The organism is Brevibacillus sp. JB24b (assembly GCF_051713385.1).
In the GTDB taxonomy this organism is placed as follows: Bacteria; Bacillota; Bacilli; order Brevibacillales; family Brevibacillaceae; genus Brevibacillus_B; species Brevibacillus_B laterosporus.
The window spans coordinates 4,945,584-4,967,236 of sequence record NZ_JBNVQV010000001.1; the positions used below are offsets into that span (position 1 = coordinate 4,945,584).

The 21,653-nt window shown below is 39.5% G+C and carries 13 protein-coding genes and 1 riboswitch; of the genes, 1 reads left to right on the top strand and 12 read right to left on the bottom strand.

Translation table 11 applies throughout. From position 1 onward, the window contains the following. Positions 1–141 precede the first annotated feature (141 nt). The 8 genes from metK to ACQV1I_RS23240 form a co-directional block, all read right to left on the bottom strand. Positions 142–1,347 carry a methionine adenosyltransferase gene (metK, locus tag ACQV1I_RS23205; protein WP_018669781.1) on the bottom strand — a complete coding sequence of 402 codons (1,206 nt, stop codon included), beginning with the start codon at positions 1,345–1,347 and terminating at the stop codon, positions 142–144. A gap of 128 nt (positions 1,348–1,475) precedes the next feature. Further along, positions 1,476–1,595, bottom strand: a riboswitch (SAM riboswitch). Between the two features lie 73 nt (positions 1,596–1,668). Beyond that, positions 1,669–4,221, bottom strand: coding sequence for a S8 family peptidase (locus tag ACQV1I_RS23210; RefSeq protein WP_438769858.1), 2,553 nt, complete (start codon positions 4,219–4,221; stop codon positions 1,669–1,671). Positions 4,222–4,409: 188 nt separating this feature from the next. Then, positions 4,410–5,414: an SLAP domain-containing protein gene (locus tag ACQV1I_RS23215; RefSeq protein WP_094699847.1), complete on the bottom strand. Its 1,005-nt coding sequence runs from the start codon at positions 5,412–5,414 to the stop codon at positions 4,410–4,412. 64 nt (positions 5,415–5,478) lie between these two features. Next, complete coding sequence (locus ACQV1I_RS23220; protein WP_116333634.1) at positions 5,479–6,411, bottom strand: SLAP domain-containing protein; 933 nt, start codon at positions 6,409–6,411, stop codon at positions 5,479–5,481. Positions 6,412–6,516: 105 nt separating this feature from the next. Beyond that, positions 6,517–7,491, bottom strand: coding sequence for an accessory Sec system S-layer assembly protein (locus ACQV1I_RS23225; protein ID WP_094699849.1), 975 nt, complete (start codon positions 7,489–7,491; stop codon positions 6,517–6,519). Between the two features lie 98 nt (positions 7,492–7,589). Beyond that, positions 7,590–8,555, bottom strand: a complete 966-nt coding sequence (locus ACQV1I_RS23230; RefSeq protein ID WP_116333633.1) for an NAD-dependent epimerase/dehydratase family protein — start codon at positions 8,553–8,555, stop codon at positions 7,590–7,592. 86 nt (positions 8,556–8,641) lie between these two features. After that, positions 8,642–9,238, bottom strand: a complete 597-nt coding sequence (locus ACQV1I_RS23235; protein WP_116333632.1) for a TetR/AcrR family transcriptional regulator — start codon at positions 9,236–9,238, stop codon at positions 8,642–8,644. Between the two features lie 271 nt (positions 9,239–9,509). Continuing rightward, positions 9,510–10,880, bottom strand: coding sequence for an MATE family efflux transporter (locus ACQV1I_RS23240; protein WP_116333631.1), 1,371 nt, complete (start codon positions 10,878–10,880; stop codon positions 9,510–9,512). 335 nt (positions 10,881–11,215) lie between these two features. Here ACQV1I_RS23240 and ACQV1I_RS23245 point away from each other — a divergent pair, with 335 nt between their 5' ends. Then, positions 11,216–13,615 carry an immunoglobulin-like domain-containing protein gene (locus ACQV1I_RS23245; RefSeq protein WP_438769862.1) on the top strand — a complete coding sequence of 800 codons (2,400 nt, stop codon included), beginning with the start codon at positions 11,216–11,218 and terminating at the stop codon, positions 13,613–13,615. Between the two features lie 182 nt (positions 13,616–13,797). On the opposite strand, the gene ACQV1I_RS23250 is transcribed toward ACQV1I_RS23245, so the two are convergent. From ACQV1I_RS23250 to ACQV1I_RS23265, 4 genes are all read right to left on the bottom strand, one after another. Further along, positions 13,798–14,619 (bottom strand): hypothetical protein, encoded by an 822-nt coding sequence (locus ACQV1I_RS23250; protein ID WP_116333628.1) that lies wholly within the window; start codon positions 14,617–14,619, stop codon positions 13,798–13,800. Between the two features lie 91 nt (positions 14,620–14,710). Then, on the bottom strand, positions 14,711–15,574 hold the full coding sequence (gene xerA, locus ACQV1I_RS23255) for a site-specific tyrosine recombinase/integron integrase (protein ID WP_116333629.1): 864 nt from the start codon (positions 15,572–15,574) through the stop codon (positions 14,711–14,713). 411 nt (positions 15,575–15,985) lie between these two features. Beyond that, positions 15,986–18,028 (bottom strand): Ig-like domain-containing protein, encoded by a 2,043-nt coding sequence (locus ACQV1I_RS23260; protein ID WP_438769864.1) that lies wholly within the window; start codon positions 18,026–18,028, stop codon positions 15,986–15,988. 136 nt (positions 18,029–18,164) lie between these two features. After that, positions 18,165–21,305 (bottom strand): S-layer homology domain-containing protein, encoded by a 3,141-nt coding sequence (locus ACQV1I_RS23265; protein WP_236645726.1) that lies wholly within the window; start codon positions 21,303–21,305, stop codon positions 18,165–18,167. Between the last annotated feature and the right edge of the window lie 348 nt (positions 21,306–21,653).

Consider the following 21,653-nt stretch of genomic DNA (forward strand, 5'->3'; position numbering starts at 1 on the left):
ATCTTATTATAGTGCTTTTCGACAAAGATTTACAGAATCCTCTACGTAGTCTAACCCATTGAAGTTGTACTTGCCTAGCCTTTTTCGCAATTTTTGTAAGAAAAAAGAAGCCTAGGAAAATCCCAGGCTTCTTTGTATTTTTTACAGGTTAGCAGCGTCTTTTTTCAGATCTTCTGCTTTATCTGTACGCTCCCATGGTACATTAAGATCATTACGACCAAAATGACCATATGCTGCGGTTTGTTTATAGATCGGACGACGTAGGTCTAATTGCTTAATGATACCTGCTGGACGTAGATCAAAGTGTTTACGAACCAATGCTACCAAATCAGATTCCGCAATTTTTCCTGTTCCAAATGTATTTACAGCGATAGATACCGGTTGAGCTACCCCGATTGCATAAGCTACCTGTACTTCACAATGTTCAGCAAGACCTGCTGCTACAATGTTTTTCGCTACATAGCGAGCTGCATAAGCACCAGAACGGTCTACTTTTGTAGGATCTTTACCGGAGAATGCACCCCCGCCATGACGAGCGTAACCGCCATACGTATCTACGATGATTTTACGGCCAGTTAAACCAGCATCCCCTTGAGGACCACCGATTACGAAACGACCAGTTGGGTTAATAAAGTATTTCGTTTGATCGTCTAACAGATTTGCAGGAACGATCGGTTTAATTACCTGCTCCATTAGATCCTTTTTAATCTGATCTAGTTCTACTTCTGGAGCATGTTGAGTAGAAATAACAATTGTGTCGATGCGAACTGGCTTATCGCCATCGTATTCAACTGTTACTTGAGTTTTACCATCTGGACGAAGGTATTGAAGCGAACCATTTTTACGCACTTCTGTCAGACGACGAGCCAATTGGTGAGCCATACTGATTGGTAGAGGCATCAATTCTGGAGTTTCGTTGCAAGCATAACCAAACATTAGACCTTGGTCACCTGCACCGATCGCTTCGATTTCTGCATCAGTCATACTACCTTCACGAGCTTCCAACGCCTGGTCAACACCTAGTGCGATATCTGCTGATTGCTCGCCGATTGCAGTAATAACACCGCATGTATCTGCATCAAAACCATATTTTGCACGATCGTAACCAATTTCACGAATCGTATCTCTTACTAGCTTTTGGATATCTACATACGTAGAAGTTGTGATTTCACCTGCCACAAGTACTAAACCAGTGGTAACAGATGTCTCGCATGCTACACGAGCATTTGGATCTTTCGATAAGATCGCATCAAGAATAGAATCAGAGACTTGGTCACAAATCTTATCTGGATGTCCTTCAGTAACGGACTCAGATGTAAACAAGCGACGCCCTTTTTGCAATTCCATACCTAAAAACCTCCTTCAACTGGAAACATGATATAATATGTTTGCCGAGCCAGGTTTCCATCACGACAAAAAGAAAAACCTTTCCCTTCGTTGAGGAAAAGGTTGCTTTTCTAGTGCGTTCCTTAACCCTCTTATCGGCCAGAGTGAGTCTAACTATTTAAATAGTTATCCTTCTCTGCTGGTTAGCACCGCTCAAAACGGTTGCCGGGCTTCATGGGGCCAGTCCCTCCACCTACTCTGGATAAGAGTAATATCCATGATTTATAGAATAATCTTTTTTTAGAAGGGTGTCAATGTACTTCAGTAAAATAATCCGATATTTTACAATTGGAATGATTTAGCTAAAACGGTAACCATTTCTCCTCGCTTTACCGGACGCTCCGGCTTAAAGGTTCCATCCTGATAACCATGTAACCAACCATAGCGTGAAAGGGTCTCTATTGCAGCCACCGCCCAATGTGAATTAGGCACATCCCGATAAGAAACACTAGACGATTTCGATACGTTTAGTTTCTTAGCACGCGCAATCATCAAAGCCATCTCTGCTCGATTAACAGATCGATCCGGTTCAATTTTTCCGTTGAAGCCGTTCATAATCCCCATTTGTGAAGCCTGTAATAGACTCTCATACGCCCAATGCTTTTTGTTTAAATCCTTATAGGTATTAGTACCCAATCGACCAACAGGTATCTTTTTGGCCTTCATCGAACGTAGAAGCATATCTGCAAACTCAGCTCGTGTCATATTTGCATCTGGACGGAAACTATACGTATTAGGTACCGTAATAACCCCACGTTGAGTTAAGCGCCCTATATCATTTCTAGCCCAATGCCCATGTATGTCTCGAAAGCCTGCATACATTTCCTGACGAGTTAACGTAAATCGATATGCATCATAACGGAATGGCGTGGTACTGGTTAGCTTCAGGTAGTATGTGCCTGCAGCTAATTTCCGTTCAAAGACAATGCTATTATCTTGTCCAGAAACCTTTTCCGCTCGAATCGCATATTTCATATCGCGACTATCATAAATACTCATCATGATCTTAACCTGTGGCGGTACATAAGGCGCTCGAATAGTAACGTACGTTTCTTTTGGTATCGAAAATGTAAACCAATCGTTATCTGCTTCCGAAGAAATTGTTCCCGTAATCAGACTGTTATCCCCTAGTTTTGTAGCTAAACGATACGTGTCGTTTGGTTCGTTTGGGTCTTTTCGTTCCGGCATATAATTCAGCTGAAAAAAGTACTCCCCGCTCACAGCAGCAGGATAGCTGTTCTGAATTTGGAACAAATAGCGACCTGGTGTAACATTCATCTCTAAGCTTTCTAACGGATCGGTTGCTGAGCTACTATCAAGAAATATTCCGCCAGATGTCTTATCACGTTCTTTACGTACCCTAATTTGTGGGTCTAATCGTAGTGTATCTGTATCCACGCGCAGATAAAGCTTACCTGGATCACGTACAAAATAGGAATACCAATCAACATCCTGTGCTGTATGAAAATTTCCCTTGATCTCAATATTATTACCAGGAGGCAAGGGTCGGACTTGATCAATACTATTATTTGGCTCATATCGATCAGGCGCAATGGAAAAACGGTTCGTAATCGTGTAGTGAACCGTGCCAGATATCGCAGATCGTTGGAAATGAATGTGAACCTTCCCTGGCTTAACCGCAATTGTTGCAGTCGTCTTATTTCCAAAATAGTACGTATCTTGAGGCTTTCCATCCTGATAAACGCTAGCTGCCAATGGAGCAGGTGTATCCACTGATACTTCTGCTTTTAATTCTAAGGTTCCCTCATATGGAATATCGGTGTAAAACCAATCGCTCTTATCTTTATCGCTCAGAGAACCGCGGATTTGGCTTTCCATTGGGAATGCGGCCGCTGTACTCTGTGTATTGTTGGGTTCATTTATATCATCAGGTAGTCTACTCATTACTGCCTTCTGAACATTTAAAAGCCCATAACCTGTTCGTTTATCCCATCTAGCTCCATGTAATTTGGTTGCTGAGTGGTACAAAAGCTGTCGTACTTCTAACGGTTTCATCTTTGGGTTTCTCGCAAGAATTAGCGCCGCTGCACCAGCTACCTGAGGAGCTGCTGCTGAGGTGCCCTTCATAGAATCATACCCGCCACCTCTTGCTGTCGTGTACACATTCACACCTGGAGCCACCAGATTAATTTCTGGTCCAAAATTAGAACGACTATGGATGGTATTAGAGTTAGTAACAGCGCCAACTGCGATTACCGTCGGAAAAGCAGCAGGATAGTTAACACGACTACCTTCATTTCCAGAAGCCGCTACAACAACAACTCCTCGGCCCTCCGCAAAATCTATTGCATCTTCCAGCGCTTTCGAATAATACAGTGTGCTGGCTGACATAAGAACAACTTTAGCTCCCTCAGTGACCGCTCGTTTTATTCCCGCTGCTAAACGGTCAGATGATGAAAATCCTTTTTTATCCAAGACTTTGATAGGCAGAATCTTAGCATTCCACAATACCCCTGTTACCCCTAAAGCATTGTTTCCTTTAGCTCCTAATATCCCGATCACATTGGTTCCATGCCCGTTTAGATCCGACGCACTTTCCCCTTGTACCAAATTAATAGTAGGTAACAGATTATCCTTTAAATCTGGATGAGAAGAGTCCACCCCAGAATCAAGTACTGCAATCTTAATGGCTGTATTGCTATTGACGATCCCCCAAGCCTCAACCGCTTTAATCTGCGGTAGATGAAGCTGTTTTGAAAAATAAGGATCGTTCGGACTGGTAGCTGCCCGCGCAGGTGCCTCACCAATTGTAAAAGTAATTATAGCCATAACCGCTGGAATTATCATTCTTTTTGTCAACTGTGAATATAGCATATGGTGCCCTTTCCTCCTTCTCCTGTAAAGAAGTAAATCAGGAAGGATTAGCGTTCTTAATCTTTCGATTGTTCTTTTATATAGCATAGTATAGGCTTGCTCAAGAGACAACTATTTCCTGCGCCTAAATATTTCCAAAATGTTATAGACAAAGACCCCTCTCTTCACGAAAGGGGTCATGGAAAGGATTACTGAATGAATCCCTTGTTATTTTCATGTAATTCTAGCTTCTGAGCTTTTACATCTTTATCCTGTCTTGCATCTGGTACATATGCTTTGCATTTAGACAAGTCTAGCTCTTTGCCTTCTAGTGAACTTGCTGGAATATAGAATCCCCATACACGTTGAGTTTTAGGCTTAATATAGAGACTATGCAAACCAAAATGCATACGTGCAATGTCTCTTCCAATCTCATCACGGATATATACAGGTACCTCTGTGAATTCTACACGTTTATCCAAACCATTCATAAAGGCTACAATGACTTTTAAGCCACCATCCTGAACCTGAACTAAATCAATAGCTGTCAACTCCACTTGACCGTCTCGGATCGGGAAAAGATCTTTTACCTTTTGTATATATGACTCTTCTTCTTCATCCGTTAAGCCATTGTGTTTCTCCACTAGCTTTTCTTCCATCTTATATTGATCTAATCTTTCTTTATCATAGACCATAAATAATTGCGTATCATCTTCAGGCATGAACAAGAAGTCATCCCATGTGAAAAGGAATTCGCATGGGCTTGCAGACATATCTTGCAAACCACCCATTGTTAACATCTCAAAGGATTTACGTGCTACTACTTTACCATCAGAAGTAACCAAAGCCAGAGGTAGTTTATTTAACATAATATCCTGATGTGTAGCATTACGAACAAATGTCATAACTAAGAAACCTGTATTTAATACATTAGTAAAGAACGGAAAAATTCCTACCTCATCACGGACAACCGGTGGCAACTCATCGTGAATGAATTGCAACAACTCAACGTCCATCTCTTCCAAATTCTTGGAAGTTAAACTATTCAAGTTTAGAAACAATTCCTTGGAAGGGATGCGGTTAGACGATTGTTCAGGTTGCTCAATCCCAGACACGCCTAGGTAAAATTCTTTTTGTAGAAATTCATGAATATCCTCACGGGCCTGCTCTAACCCCTGTTTAGAACCAAACCAATTTGCTAATTGCCAACTCATCCTATAACCTCCTGTGCATAAGGCAAGGCGACATGCTATAAGCAGTCACCTTGCACGCTTTTCTCTATAGAACTTCTACATCCAATTCCCAATTGGATTTATTCAATGTTTTATTCATAGTAACAACTTTTGGAGGGAACGCTAATATCCAAGGTTTGCTAGAACCACTCTTCAGACTGATCTTACTTCCATCCACAATTCCTTCAGCTACTACTTTCTCACTGTTTCGCTCGCGCACTACTACACGCAAAGCCTTTGGTTGAAATGTGTCTTCCAGAGAGCTACGGATTAGCATAGCCACAACTAAACGTCCATCCTCTTTTAAGCCAATATCAAAACCAGTGAAACTAACTGTACCCGGAGCCAAGAAAGGAAGATTATATATCATGTTTTCCAAACGATCCTTTTGAGTTACGGTCAATCGCTTTTCCATAGCTGGATCAATCTCTAAATTTTTTGGCCAGACGAACTCACGTTGTGGCAATCCAATAATCAGTTTCCATTGTCTAACGTCCATGGATTTTTCGTTCGTCACTAGATCTTCTGGGAAAGTAATTTCCCATGGGCGACTACTCATTGGTGGAATCGTTCCAACCGGACTCAGGTCAAATTCGCCTTTAGCAAATAAATGACCTTCAACAGCAATCGCTAGGTCTAATGTACCCATTTCTACCGGTATTGATGAGGCATTACGAATAAATAAAGCTACTGTAACGAAACCTTCACGAGGAATCAAGCTAAATCCTGTGAGTCCTAACGTTCCCTCAGGGATATCCGGCAAGCTATCATTTAAGAAGCGCAAGGTATACTTTTTCTCTTGATCCAGCATTTCGTTCCATGCTGTGTTAAAAGAAACATCCAGATCGCTTGATTTTAACATTTTTTCCTTCGTTTCTTCAATCCGATTATGCGTAGTCTGAGAAAGGTCTTTCTTCAGATCCTCAGGACTCCGCATCTCATTATCGTTCGTAAACCAATTCTTTAAAAAGTTAAACATAAGATCCCCCTCTTTGCTGTGATACAAAATTCCTATATGATCAATTCCGTTTTAACGAGGTAATATCTCCATTCAGTGATCAAGAGCTATCCGCCTAGCAAAAGGTTAATTCTGAGCAAGCTGCACTTTCCATTGAGATAAATCAACGTTTTCCTTTAGGATGCTCTCTTTTGGAAAAATAAACATCCATGGTTTGCTCGTTTGTGCATTTACGACAAAATCTTTTAACTGAAATACACCCTCTGCTACCTTATCACCTGTGGCATCATAGAGAGACAGTGGCAATTGTTCAAAAGAGAGATTCTGCGTCGATCCATTACGAATTAAGAGAATTGCCCGAATCATGCCCTCATCGTTTTGCTTCGCCTGAACGCTCTGAACATTTACTTCACCTTCTTTTAACTCAGGAAGCCTTTTGGCCAGCTCAATAAAGTATTTCTTTTGATCGTCAGTTAACGACTTCACCCAAGACTCTTCCAGCTCCAAATTTTTCGGCAGGACCATTTTCTTTTGAGCCAATTCAAAGGAAAGGCTCCAGTTTTGCAAGAGAACATTTGTCGTGATAAAGTGCTCTCTCGTAAATACAAAATTCCACGGTCTAGCATGGAACGCTGGAATTTCTCCAAGCTCACTTAGATCAAATTCTTGTCGAGTAAATAGCTGATCGCCTTCAAACATGATAAGCAAGGTCATTTTTCCCAACAAAACAGGCTTATCGCTTGCATTTCGTACAAAAGCCGCTATTTCAATTCCGTCCTCATGCGGCACCATATTAAAACCGGAGATAGCAATATTGCCCTCTTCTAAAGGCTCTAATTGATTAGCCATAAAGGACATAGAATATTTCTGCATATCATCTAGCTCACGTTCCCATAACGGGTGCAGGGATAGCTCCGTCACGTGTTTAGCGACGCCAGTTGTTTTTTGTTGTTTCGTGGTCTTCTTGGCTTTCCCATTGTTTTTATCTGAAGCTGGTTTATCCGTGTTTGTAACAGGCAACACCGACTGTTCCTTACTTTTAGGCAAATTAGCAGTGTCTTTTTCATTACCTGACAATATATTTTTCAAAAAGGAAAACATGATTTTTCCGCTCCCACGTGTATAGTATTGTCTACCTATATTCTTATCTTTTCATATTATCATAAGTAACCTTCAAAACACAAAAGCCCATATTTTCCTTAACTCAATCGTTTCAGGCATTCCATTATACCTTGTTCATATGGGGTATGTACAATTCGCCCAAGCTCGCGTTCATACTTACTACCATCCAGTTGAATGGTAGATTCTGTAACATACATCATCTCCACCATTTCTCGCATAAAGGGCTGGAACCAGCCTAGCACTGTCATTAATTTGCGCCCGATAGGAAGGATGAAATTTTTTCTTCCATTATATAGACGCGCTATCTCCCCGATTTGTTGTGCTGAGATCGTCCCCGCGCCTGGAATATTCCAAGTCGTTCCATACGTATTTGGGCGTTTAGCTAATTTGACAATCGCTTGTGCTGCATCAGGTGTATAGATGTATTCACGTTTGATAGTAGTATCACCAATAAAAATACCGGGCTTCCCTTTAGTCATAGACTCCAACGTAACATGTAAAAAGGTATTAGTAGCGTGCGGACCATAAAAGTCAGGTAAATGAACGAGCATACATGGAATACCTGACTCATGAGCTTTCCACACAAGCTGTTCCATCTGTAAGCGAATCTTTCCCTTGGCCGTATGTGGTTCTTTAGAGTGCTGTTCATTTACCAGTGGTGCTTTGGCCCTACCATATGCATAGATGTTGTCGATCACAACTACTTTCGCCCCATGATGCTTGGCGGCAGTTAAGACATTGTGCATTAAAACAGGATGACCTGTTTTCCATTCCGGATAAGGAACACTGACACAATGAAAAATCACATCCACGCCTGTAGCAGCTTGTAGTACATCTTCTAGGCAGTAGGCATCTCCCGTATATAAAGACAGAGTTGGAGAGTAGTCTAATTCTTTTGCTTCCAATTCCCATTCTGCTTGTAATTTCGTCAGCTTTTTATCAGAACGCGCAAACGCTACCGTATGAATACCATTGCGAAGTAATTCTAAAACTAATTCTGTTCCAATACTACCTGTAGCTCCGAATACCAATGCTTTGTTCATGTCTCTTCTCTCCTTTTTAACCAATGGTCAATTAATGTTTGAGAAAAAACTCGACTTCTGCCGAGTTCTTTTTTTCAAGCCTCACGCTAGCCAATCAATTGGCTAGCTAGGTATCGTACATGCACCTTTACAAGTGCTTCCACATCTTCATACGTTTGCTTCGTTTGGATATAATGAACGACAAATCCATGTAAAGAGAGGAAGATAACCCATGGTATTGTGTACATATTCCCTATCTTTTGCAGCGTATCTCCTGCCTCTTCCCTTACTAGGCTTGCAAAGGTTTCATAACAACTGTCCTGTTCTGGCCGAGCGTACTGCTGCGTCTCCGGTTCGTTCGAACAAAACATCATTTCATAATGATGCGGATGGCTAAGACCAAAATGGATGAAGGTCTCCATCAGAGATTCTAATTTATGTTGAGACTGCCTCTCTGCATCTGTTTGGTCAATTGATTTTTTCATTTGTTCCTGTAACGTACGGTAGTCCTCTTGCACAATAGCATTAAATAGCTCAGCTTTTTCTTTGAAATGATAATAAAGTGACCCGTGGCTATAGCCTAGTTTTTGTGCAATACTTCGCATAGAAACCGCTCGATAGCCTTGTGTTGCAAATAGTTCCCGAGCTACTTTTACAATCTGTTCACGGCTCAGTTCCCTAGCTACCGCCTTTCTTGCCGCCATCGTGCTTCACTCCTTACGAACTCACTTCAATTTATTTAACCAGCGGTCAATTAATACTTCGAGTATATCCTTATATTCATTACTTGTCAAAGGATAAATAGCCGTTATTTTTTCACGGCATCAGAAAGAATCCATAATCAAATCAAATTGCTTCCTTATTATATGCCTTCTTTACGCAGGGTATTTTCAGCTTTAATCCTCTGTGTCTATATACAAAAAAAACGAGCGTATAGCTCGCTCGTCTCATTTGTCGTTTATCATCCTCTAATTCTTACTCCATAGTACCCTCGCCAGTACTTCTCGCGGTTTTCTTCTGCAAATGCAACAATCGCCACATGAGGAAAACAGCTCCAACGGCAAGACCGGCAATTAACCCAATCCAATAACCGAATGCACCTAAATCCGTAATTTGTACCAATAAAAATCCAAGTGGTAGACCAATCACCCAATAGGAAATCAAAGCAACAATAAAAGTAATGTTCACGTCTTTATAGCCGCGTAGTGCCCCTTGAATTGGTGCAGCAATCGCATCAGACAACTGAAAAAAGATGGCATACAATAAGAAGTGCTGAGCCAGCTCAAATACCTCAATGTCATTCGTGTAAAGGGATGCCACTTCTTTATTGAAGATAACCAAAGCCCCTGAAAATAATAACCCCAGTGTTACGGCAATTCCGATTCCTAAATAACTGTACTGACGCGCATCCTTGAGTCGTTTTGCTCCTACCTCATGACCAACCACAATCGTTAATGCCATGGCGATACTCATCGGTATCATGTATAGGAAGGAAGCAAAATTCATTGCTACCTGATGCGCCGCAATCGTAATGGTATCGAATCGGCTCATTAGCAGGGTCACAGCCGCAAAAATACTGGTCTCAAAGAAAATAGAGAATCCAATCGGTAAGCCTAATTTTAAAATTTCTCCCCAGGTCTTAAAGGAGAGCTTATAAAGCCTGCTAAACAATCCATAATCCTTAAAATTTCCAACACGTAAAATAACAAAACAAGTAATGATCAAAATGATCCAATAGGTAACGGCCGTCGCTACCCCTGCCCCAACCCCACCTAATCGTGGAAAGCCAAATTTACCAAAGATTAACAAGTAATTTAATACAACATTAACCGGTAAAGAGATTAGGGAGATAAACATGGTAACTCTAGTCTCGCCCAAAGCATCGATGAAACAACGTAAAACGGTGTAGACAAAGAGAGGAATAATACCAAAAGCAAGTGCTAATAAAAAACTCTGAGCTATCCGGTGTACCTCTGGCTCCAGCTTCATTCCCGTAAGGATAGAAGGAATGGCAAATATACCAATTAGAATTACAGAGAGGGAAATTGCCACGCCTAGATAAATTCCTTGAAAAACAGTATAAGGAACCTTCTCCTTCTTCTGTGCACCAATCATTTGAGCAACGATTGGAGTGACCGCTAATAGAATGCCGTTCAACCCTGTGAAAACAGGCGCCCATATACTAGTTGCAATTGCTACCCCTGCTAAATCATTAGCCCCGGCATGTCCTGACATAATTGTGTCAAAGAAGGACATTGCAAAAAGGGCCACCTGTGTAACCATGATCGGCAAAAGAATGAGTAAAAAATGTTTTGATTTTTGAGATAAGTTGTAGGTTTGATTCATAATTGACCCCTGTATTTTTTTGGATAATTACAAAGTCTAATTATAACATAGTTTGGATTTTTTATTGGAAGTTTATGTGAAGACAAAAAAGCTTTTCTACTAAAGAAGTTTTTTGTAATTTACATTTTACGTAATTTATTACATTTTTATCTATTAAATTCACTATATTATGCTTATTTGTAAACATAACAATTGTATATACAGATTATGGTAAACTAATGATTTGCCAATGGATATCCAAGTAATGGGTTTCTCCATTTCTATATTGTGGGTAAATTACTTCCTCAGGAATTCGTTACAGCCATATTCCTTTTTTCTACAAATGATAAAGTAACATGATACTGCTAAAGCTTGGTAATGAATGGAGTTTTGCAATTTACAGTATATTACAAATTGTTGTGAAGGTATGTGCTATTAACAGCAAAACTGTCGTAGTAAAATTGCATAACGCAGTTGAATCTGTAGATCGTGATGTATTTACAGTAGTAGCTAAAGATAATGGAACAAAGCAATACATCCAAACAGCTACTCTTTCTGCAGATAAAAAAGAAGTAACATTAAAGTTCTATGATGTTTTGAAATCTAAGTCAACTTATGTAGTTTCCTACAAATCTGGAGATAAAATTCTAACTAAAGAGTTTGACTTTGTTGTAGGTGACGTTGCAAAAATTGAAGCATCAAATATGAATATCCCTGTTGATGTTCCAACTCTACTTGATTACAAAGTACTTGACGCAGCTGGTCTAGATATTACTGCTGATACTACAGTAGGTTTTGAGTCTTCAATCCCTGGTGCAATTGATCTGGCTAATAAAACAATTAAGTTAGACACTCCTCAAGTTGCCTTTGTGGTTGTTACTTACACAAAAGCAGATGGAACTGTTGTCAAGAGTAACCGAATTACTGTAGAAGGAACTGCAAATGTTGCAACTAAGCTTAATGACTTTACAATTGCAGATGCTAAATTAGCTGAAGATGATTGGAAAGCAACTGATTTTAAACCTGTTCATATTGTTAAAATTAAACAAGATAAAGTTATTTCTATTAATGCTCAAGATCAATTTGGTAAATATAGTAATAATCCTGTAGAATTTGAGTCTTTAAATAAGGAAGTTTTACTTGTTGATAGAACATCTGGTAAATTAATTCCGCTAAAAGCAGGTAGCGCTGATGTTCGTATCAAAGCTGGAAAAATCAATGAAATCGTAACTATTCAAGTTGGAGAAGAAGCAAAACTAGGTTCAATCAGCTTAGATAAGAACCAACTTGATGTATCTGATAAAGTAACTACTGCTCAAACTGTAAAAGTTTCTCTAAAAGACCAATTCAATGACGCTTTCACAGGAGCACAAGTTATTAATGCTTCTGTGAAACCTGGTGGAGAAGATGTGATTTCCATCAATGCGTCTGCAGATGCAGTTAAAGGTGAAGCTGCATTCTCTATCACACCTAAGAAAGCCGGTACAGCAGTTGTTGAGTTCAGCGCAGCTAATACTGACAAAAAAGTAACTTTAACAGTAAATGTTAAAGAAGCTGGAATAATCAACGACTATATTGTTGAAGGATTCAAAGCTGAGCTTGATAAACACGTTGCTGAAAACTCTAAGTTTAAACTATCTGTTTATGGTGTAGATGCAAATGGAACAGCTACAGGTGATCCTATTGAAACTGGTGTAACATACACTATTTTTGATAAAGATGGAAAAGAAGTAACTGATTACAAAGATGTAGCTATTACAAAAGAAGTTAATGCAGCTACTTTAAATGCTGGTGAAACTTATACAGTGAAAGTTAAAGTTGGTAATTTGGAAATTTACTCCAAGTCTTTGGATGTAAAAGATTCTGAACCAAAACCTGCTGTTACTCAAATTGGTCAAGCATTAGATGTTACTGCTGGTGACAATATTCTTGATAAATTAAAAAATAACTACTTCGAAGTTACCTTTGAAGGTAAAGTTAACAAGACTGCAGAAATTACAGGAATTAAATTCTTTTCCGATGCAACTGATGTAGTTGATTCTTCTGCTGCTTTTACTAATACAATTAACGCTAAAGCTGAAGGAAAAGCTAGCTTAGTGGTAACTGATCTTAAAGTAAAAATCGGAAGTAAAGAATATGAAGTAAAAACTAATGCTATCATTGATGTGAAAGTAGCAGCTAAACCTGCACTTAGCGATGCTCAAGCAGTTGAGGCAGCTAAAACGGCATTAAACATCACTTTTGCTGGATCTGAAACAGCAAATACTGTTGAAAACGGTTTTGATTTAATTACTGCTGGTTTAGAAGGAACTTCTATCACTTGGGCTTCCGATAAAGCAGGTGTTATCACCGTGAATGGTAATAAAGCAGAAGTAACTCGTTCAGTAGACAATGAGAATGTTACTTTAACTGCAACAATCTCAAAAAATGGTGAAAAGGATACAAAAGAGTTTACTCTAACAGTATTGGCAGACGATACTAAAGCAGTTGAAGCAGATAAAGCAGCATTAGAGATCACTTTGGCTAATTCTGAAACAAAAGATGCTGTTGAAAGCGACTTTACTGTACCTACTAGTGGTTCAAAAGGAACTTCTATTACTTGGGTATCCAGTAAACCAACTGTTATTAGTGTAACGGATGGCCAAGCGACAGTAACTCGTCCAAATGCCGATGAAACTGTCACTTTAACTGCAACAATCTCAAAAAATGGTGTTGAGCAAACAAAAACGTTTACTTTAACAGTAAAACAAGCATAATAAAAAACTTTGTTGAGTAAACAAAGTAGAGAAAGACCTCTTAGACTATACTGTCTAAGAGGTCTTTTTAATATTAATCTTTTTGAGTTGATTAATGAAAATCGCATACTACACTGTCTTGTAACCTGCTGAAGCTAAAGATTTGACTTAATTAATAATATAGAAATGGGTTTGCAGAACCCCTACAACCTCCCCAACAACGTCTCAATCTCCCTCTCATACCCATACCTCTGAAAAAACTCAATCAATGCCACCGCAAAAATATCCCGTTGACTAATATTCTTCTCTTTACTATATTCCCGCACCATTTGATCTAACGTATTAGTCATATGCACGGATTTCGTAACAAAAATCCCTGGCACGGCATAGCGAGGTACCTTACCTGACTCTGATCCAGGCACGATGAGATCAATTAATCGATCCTTATTTCGGTCGAGAAGCTCCAAAATGGGCAGATAAGCTTCTATTTGTCCTAACTGCCCCTTATCTATACGATTTACTTTTAAAACGCTCTGAAGGGCTTCTGGAGCCTCTACGCTACATTCCTCTTCTCGTGTTGTAGCAGGCAAGGAAGTCGACAATGTTTCTTCTGTAAATTTCCCCGTTAGCTTCTCATAATTCTTTTTATCCGAAGACCATTTATACCCTTTTGATTTCATATAGGTAGCTAGCTCGCGATGATCGCTAAATCCTAAGCGTTTCGCAATTGTTTTCGCATCAGCGCCTTCTTTTTGGAACAGCGAGATGATTGTAGATATTTTAGAAGAGCTGACAAGGTCTTTGCTGGAATCCCATTTCTCAATTCGATTATAGGCAGGTACATAGGTTTGTTTATCACGATCCCAGACGAAGTTCTTACGACGCATATAGATGTCTAGGGTCTTGTAGTTTTTATGTCCCAATTCCTTTGCCAAAAGGTCTCTGGATTTGCCCTCTACCAGTCCACGCAATATTTCATTTACACGTTCATCATAGATAGGCTTTTTCTCTGTTGATAATTCCATGTTCAACACTCCCAGGTATGTTGGATATAATGTGTGAGTTGTGTGTTATGTGTGTTATGTGTGTGTGATGTATTTGTTTTGTATCTAGGGCTTACAGGGTGTTAATGGCATCGCTGAGTTGATCTAGATTGGTGTGCGTATAGATACTGGTGACATTTAGGGAAGAGTGCCCCAGTAGCTTTTGAATTTGAACGAGATTAACATCATTTTTTACGAGCTGGCTGGCAAAGCTGTGGCGCAGAATGTGAGCTGTCACTTTCTTTTTCCAGCCTAGCCTTCTTACGGCTTCGGTAATTTCCTTATTTACGTAGACGGGAGAGAGCATCCCTGTCTTTTTGGTACAAAAGAAGAGGGGAGAGGCTGTAGCTGGTCGCTTCTCCTGAACGTATTCCTGTAGTAACGGGAGTAATCGAAGTGAGATGGGGATCAGTCGATCCTTGTTACCCTTACCGGCTACTACGTGGATTACCTTATCTTCTAAATTCACATCGTCTATTGTGAGATTTAGGCACTCTGAGATACGTAGACCTGTCATATACAAGACAATGACTACTAGACGAATGAGAGGATGATCAATGGCATGGACGAGCCGTTCCACTTCCTCTTCTGTTAAGTATATTCGCTCCTTCTGCTGTACTTTGATCTTCTCAACAGAGAGGGCAATATTGCGGACGACTAGCTCTTTTTTGTAGGCGTAAGCAAAAAAGGAACGGAGCGTATGCAGATTACGTAGCCTGCTAGCAGGAGCATAACCACGCTCTTCCTTTAGGTAATGCAGATATTCTTCTATATCGGTTACAGTTACTTCTTCCATGTAAGATTCACAGTTATACTTGTTTTCAAGGAAGCGTGTAAAGTGTACTAAGTCTTTTCCGTAACCCGAAATGGTTTCTTCACTTCGACCGATAGATGACATGTATTCCAGAAAGATTTCTACTGTGTTCATCAGTAACATTACAGCGATCCACCTTTGATTAGAGAGTAGGCTTCATGTATGGAGTGATCCTCGTTAGAAACATTCTTGAAGTGTAGTAATCATTGTTGCCATTATTCCTGCTTTATAACGTTATGTATGAAGATTCTATATTTTTATATTCTGAACAAAAAAGTAATGTTTTACCAAAATATAAAGAAGGACGACATACATAGAGTGGTCTCGATGCGTGTCGTCCTAGATGTGTTTATGCTATTCTTACCACTCGGTTTTGATCGGGTAGACCTGCGATCAACAGGGTGTTATGTATGTAAAGAGAAACCCTCAAGGCTCTGGAGAAGTCTCCTTGGAACCATGAGGGTTTCTCTCTTTATGTCTTATCCATTAAGAATGGATGTACAAGCTAGATTTGCTATAGAGATAAATTATCCCTTATTGCTTAGCTTGCTGTTGTTGCCCATCAACAGGTTGTTGCTGTTGTTCTTCATCTTCATCAGGTTGTTGTGGTTGCTCAGGTTGTTCAGGTTGCTCAGGCTTAGTTACTTTAAGAGCAAAGTCTTTAGTAAGCTTGCCATAAGAATCAGAGAAAGTGAATACGATTGTACCATCTTTAGCTGCGTCAGCTTTGATTGTTACTTTGCCTCCAGCGATCGCAATTGCGTTCTCAGAGTCAGCGATGCTTGCTAGCATATCGATAGTTACTGGAAGTTTTTTCTCACCAGCGAATACGTCTAGCTCGTCAAACAGGTCAGCTAGAAGCTCAGTATCTGTTTTAGAAGCATCAACTACAACAGCAGTTTTGCCTTCTTGTAGTTTAACGTCTGTGATTTGTGGAGTAGAGTTTTCAACAGTAACTTCTACTGTACCAACTACTACACTACCTTCAACATAGGAGATTACTGCTTTACCTGCAGCTACCGCAGTAACTTCACCTGTTTTTGCATCAACAGTTGCTACTTTATCATCGGAGGATTTGAAGCTGAAGCCAGCTTCTGCATCTGTGCTTTCACCTTTCAATACATCTCCAACGAATTTTTGTACTTTAAGATTTACTTTATTATCATCTGCTTTGAAGATGTCCAAAGTAAGATCAGCAGTGTTGTTCTCAGGAACTAGTTTGTAGGAATCTACTTCTTTATCAGTTACGTCTACAACCGTAACTGCAACTGTACCGATTTGTTTGTCTCCGTTTTTGATAACAAGAGTGTCAGTACCTTCAGCAAGTTTTGCGAAGTTAACTACAAGTTTACCATTTTCAGCTTTAAGTGCATTAGCTGCTGGTAGAGCTACTACAGTGTCTTTACCAGATTGAGTTGCTACAGAAAGTCCAGTAACATCTGCTAGTTTGAATTCAGCACCGTGTTGATCCATCACAGTTACTTCCAATTTATTCTCATCGGATTTCAATTTAGCAGTTGTTTCTTGAATAGTATCTACTGCAGGAGCAGCTTTAACTACCAAGTCAAAAGAGATTGTTTTTTCGCCAACTTTTACAGTAAGTGTAGAAGTTCCTTCTTTTAGAAGGTTCAGTTTACCGTCTTTGCTCACAAGAGCTACAGAAGGTTGGTTAGAAGCGAATTCAGCTGTATCAGCTAGTTTATCAGCTTGGAAACCAGCATCTGCTTCTAGAACTTCACCAGCGAAGTTTTTACCTTTTGTGATAGCGATGCTTAGGTTTTGACCAAGAGTTGCGTATGCTTTGTCAATTGCAGCACCGTTTTCTATCATTTTAACTTCAGTCGGTTCGATAACTACTTGAGCATCCAAAACAGTAACGGACACTAGAGCAGATTCAAACTTTTCATTGTCTTTTGAAACAACTACCTTATACTTAAAGTTATCTGCACCTGTTAGGTTGTTTTTAAGCTCACCAGTAGCAGAAGTTGTATCGTTATTAGCGAAAACAGCTTTTGTTGCTTGGAAAGCTACAGTGTAACCAGCTTTTTCAAGATCAGCAACAGTTACTTTTTGATCTTCATTCACTGATACTTGCAAGAATTGAGGTTCTGTTACTGCACCTTGAGCGATTGTAGAGGTAATAGCACTTACGCTTTCAACGTTCAAATCACCAGGAGTAACAGGTTTTTGCTCAGGTTGCATTTCTTTGTCAGTAGAAACGTTACCTTGACCATCTACAGCGTAGAAACCTTCTTCGCCACCGATTTTTTCGAAGTCTTCGCTAGTTACTGTTTTGTAGTTAGCTTCTGTACCATTCTTTTGGGCATCAGCCAATTCTTTCAAAGTAGCTGCTTTACCCTCCCAGTTTACATAAAGAACGCTGTTATCAACATTCTCTAAACCGGAATCATACAAATCTGCTACAAATTTATCGGTTTGTTTAATTAGTGCTTCATCAGAATAGAATCTGTCTACTTTTCCACCAATATATACACCGCCAGCTGCTGCGAAAGCGGAAGTAGCCATGCTAGTTACTAGTGCTGTAGATAGCACTGATAGGATTACTTTTTTATTCACTTACTACCCCTCCAAATATCGTATATTGAAGTATCTAATTCACCGCTTGTTTACATAACATATATGTATTGGATAGATTAGAGGCCTAAGCCTCTAATCTATCCATACATTTGTTTCTATGATTGACGAGGGTAACCTATTCGAATTTGATTTTTAGATCAAATTTCTCTTTACCTGCTTTTACATAAGCTTCGTCAACTTTTTTGTAGGTTTGGCTGAATTCAAATTTGCCGTTAGTAACGTCAACTGTGAACTCTTTTTCACCTAGAACGATTGTTACTTCTTTTTCATCTTTCAAATCGCCAGTCAATTTACCAGCAATGTCATAGCCATATACGCCTGGAAGTACAAGCTTAGCTTTTTGTGAAGTGATGTCTAGGTCACCATCTTCATTTGGATCTGGTTTTTCGCCATCCCATTTTTGCTTCATGAATTGATCCATTAGGGTTTCTTTGTTTTCATCTTTCTTCAGGTAACCCTCAGTTTTTGCATCGTCAGTGCTGATAACATACAATACATAATCGATATCGTCAGATTCATCATCAGTATCAACTAGTACTACATAGTCATCTGTGTCAACTCCGCCAAGGTCTTTACCGTCTTTGTCGAAGTAAACAACATCTTTGTTAAGTCTGATGCTTTCTTTCTTCTCATCAGCAGTGTTGAAGTAGATCTTTTTAGATTCTGTTTTTGTTACAAGTGCAGGAATTACAGCTTCAACACCTGCATCTTCAAATTCAGAAGTCTTGATAGCTTTGTATTCATACTCGTCACCACGAGCGTCAACGATGATTTTAACATCATCTTCTTCGATAAGCTTGTCGCTATCTACGCTGTAACGGATGAAGGTTTTCTCAAGCTTGTCGCCATTGTCACCATCATATTTGAACTCGTCTTCAACCCATTTGTTGTTATCATCACGGTGTTTGATTTTTAGGTAGTCTGTGCTTCCTTTAGTGTAAGCTTCAGTAACCACACCAAACTCAGAACCAGATGCAAGACCTTTGGAATCCAATACGAATACTGATTCTAGATCACTACCGTCTACAGTGTAGTAAACTTCAGCGTCTTTCTCAGCAACATCTTTCCATTTCAAGATCTTAGGGCTCTTAAGTTCAGGTTTGCTACCTGTAAGATCCTTAGTTCCATCAATCAATACAGTGCTGCTAGTGTATTCATATGTTTTACCGTTGATTTTAACTGTCTCATCGCTCTTCTTGGAGTTTTTGCTCCATTCAGATTTAGACATAGATTTTACTTTGTCAGGATCTTTCATTGAAACTTTTTCAATATCACCGTTTGCATTCATCTCAATTTCTGCAAGAATGAATTTTTTGTTGTTAGACAAAGTTAGGTAATCTTTAGCAAGTTCATCTTCTTTTTTACTCAAGTCGCTGAACTTGTCGCCTTTTTCGTTTTTGATATATTTGCCTTCTAGTTTAACAGAAGTAGTTTTACCTTTTTCAGTAAACACTTTGAAGACATATCTATCATTTGTGTTATCCCAAACACCGGAAGTAGAAATAACAGCCAATTGTTTGCGATCGTTAGCTTCGTATCCTTCGATGTGACGAATACGGCCTACAGCGTCAAGATAGATCTTAACTTTTGTACCTTCAAGGTTCTTAACATCATCAGGAGAGATAGTGTCTTCGATTTCCTTGTCTTTGTCTTTCGCGAAAGAAGCATTTCTGAAACGGTATTCTTTGCCGTCGATGCTGATACGGTAGTCGCTTTCAGACTTCGTACGAACTTTTTCAACTTTACCTTCTACAACCGAACGGTTAGCGAAGATTAAGATTTTGTCTTTGTTACCGTCTGCACGGTATGCATGGTAAACGTCCATTTCTTTAAGGTCAGCCAATTTAGCTGGTTTACCATCTAAGAATACTAGGTAATCAATACCTTCTGTTTTACCATCAAGAGATAGATCTTTACCTACCAAAGTAGTGACCTTCTTGTCAGATACTTTTTTGATTAGCTCAGAACCGAAGTGGTTGTTTACCCAGTTTTGGTCGCCACTGCGATCGTCAACGATGCTTAGGTAACGAATTTCATTCTTTGTGTTAAGAACTAGCTTAACAGAATAAGCATCGTCAGCTTCTAGCAATTTTTGTAGCATTTCTTGTACATCAGATGCTTTTGTAGCACGCTCAAAGTTGAACGTTACAGTTACATCGTCAGCGAAATCGTATTTTTTGTCGCTATCAAGCTCAAGAGTAAGTTTGTTGAACTTATCTTTTTTGATTTGGTCTTTGTCTTTAGTAGGAGACAATTTTTTATTATTGTTATGGATAGCTTTGTATTTATCGAAAACAACTGTTTCGTCTTCGGAACCTTCCATCCATACTACAGTGTTATCTTTGTCTTTGATCCATACTTGTACGCGTTGACCAGCGTAGTCGTTAGCATTGATGGTGTCAGCAACTTTGTACTTCACTTTGTTGAAGAAAGAACGGCTGTCAGAAGTCAATTCTACTTCGTTGTATTTCAAAGAACCAAGACCGATTACTGGTACGTTAGAAACTGAAGGAAGATCTTCAGGTTTGTTACGATCAGTCATAGTCCATTTTGTATCGTAAACTTGTACTTTTAGGTATTCGTTTAGAAGGTTCTTACCAACAAGAATTTCGTGATTGTTGTTAGATCCAACAGTTGTTTGTTTCATTAGGTCAACGCGAAGAGAGTTGTCTAACATCTTCAATACGTCACCACGAACAGCTGGTTTGTTAGGATCGATAGTTACGCCATTGGAAATTCCCAATGCAGAAGCTTGTGCGATGAAGTTATTTGGCCAAGTACCTTTTTGAAGTGCCAATGGCTCATAACCTAGTGCACGTACTAACATAGTAGCTGCTTCAGCATATGTTACTGTGTTGTTTGGACGGAAAGTTTTGTCAGGATAACCTTTTGCTAGGTCTTCACTAACTGCGATGCTAACCCAACCTTTGAACCAGTCAGTAGCAGTAACGTCTTTAAAGAATGGATTGAAAGTTGCAGTGTTTGCAGCTTGCTCTAGTCCACGAGCACGTACCATCAAAGTAGCGAACTCAGAACGTTTGATTGTTTGGTCAAGGTTAAGGTTACCCTTGTCATCCCCTGCAGCCAAACCTAGAGCTTTCAAGCGATTGATCACTTTCTCCATGCTTGGATCTAATTGTGGGGCAGTAGTATTTGTTTCTTCTGTAGTTTTTGCTGCTTCTTCTGCTCCTGCAACAACAGGAACTACGGATAGTGCTAGTGCACTTGCCAATAAGCTATTAACAACCTTTTTCATAACCTTAGGTTCTCCTCCTCTAGTATATAACAATTGATTTTGGGATATCTTATTACTAGTTGTCTCTTTCTTTTTCCAGCCCGAATCCTGCAAGCGCGTTTCACCCCCTTTCGCAGGATCGCATATTAGAAAGAACAAAATCCTTCATAATTTACGCAAAACTAGCGAATCATGTCATAAAAGTGCAACAGTCATTAGTGTATCATAGTTGCTAGACTTCGTGAATCCTTTTTTAGGAATCTAACCGTAATTACTTCGACATACTATTAAACGCATAGGATTTTAAAAAGTTGCGGTTGTTGCATACATTTTTTAAAAAAACTTTTTGTAAGTTGATAATTCTGGACG

Excerpts from the sequence above, each read along its gene's own strand:
- metK (WP_018669781.1), bottom strand. The coding sequence starts at position 1,347 with ATGGAATTGCAAAAAGGGCGTCGCTTGTTTACATCTGAGTCCGTTACT.
- ACQV1I_RS23210 (WP_438769858.1), bottom strand. The coding sequence starts at position 4,221 with ATGCTATATTCACAGTTGACAAAAAGAATGATAATTCCAGCGGTTATG.
- ACQV1I_RS23215 (WP_094699847.1), bottom strand. The coding sequence starts at position 5,414 with ATGAGTTGGCAATTAGCAAATTGGTTTGGTTCTAAACAGGGGTTAGAG.
- ACQV1I_RS23220 (WP_116333634.1), bottom strand. The coding sequence starts at position 6,411 with ATGTTTAACTTTTTAAAGAATTGGTTTACGAACGATAATGAGATGCGG.
- ACQV1I_RS23225 (WP_094699849.1), bottom strand. The coding sequence starts at position 7,491 with ATGTTTTCCTTTTTGAAAAATATATTGTCAGGTAATGAAAAAGACACT.
- ACQV1I_RS23230 (WP_116333633.1), bottom strand. The coding sequence starts at position 8,555 with ATGAACAAAGCATTGGTATTCGGAGCTACAGGTAGTATTGGAACAGAA.
- ACQV1I_RS23235 (WP_116333632.1), bottom strand. The coding sequence starts at position 9,238 with ATGGCGGCAAGAAAGGCGGTAGCTAGGGAACTGAGCCGTGAACAGATT.
- ACQV1I_RS23240 (WP_116333631.1), bottom strand. The coding sequence starts at position 10,880 with ATGAATCAAACCTACAACTTATCTCAAAAATCAAAACATTTTTTACTC.
- ACQV1I_RS23245 (WP_438769862.1), top strand. The coding sequence starts at position 11,216 with ATGATACTGCTAAAGCTTGGTAATGAATGGAGTTTTGCAATTTACAGT.
- ACQV1I_RS23250 (WP_116333628.1), bottom strand. The coding sequence starts at position 14,619 with ATGGAATTATCAACAGAGAAAAAGCCTATCTATGATGAACGTGTAAAT.
- xerA (WP_116333629.1), bottom strand. The coding sequence starts at position 15,574 with ATGTTACTGATGAACACAGTAGAAATCTTTCTGGAATACATGTCATCT.
- ACQV1I_RS23265 (WP_236645726.1), bottom strand. The coding sequence starts at position 21,305 with ATGAAAAAGGTTGTTAATAGCTTATTGGCAAGTGCACTAGCACTATCC.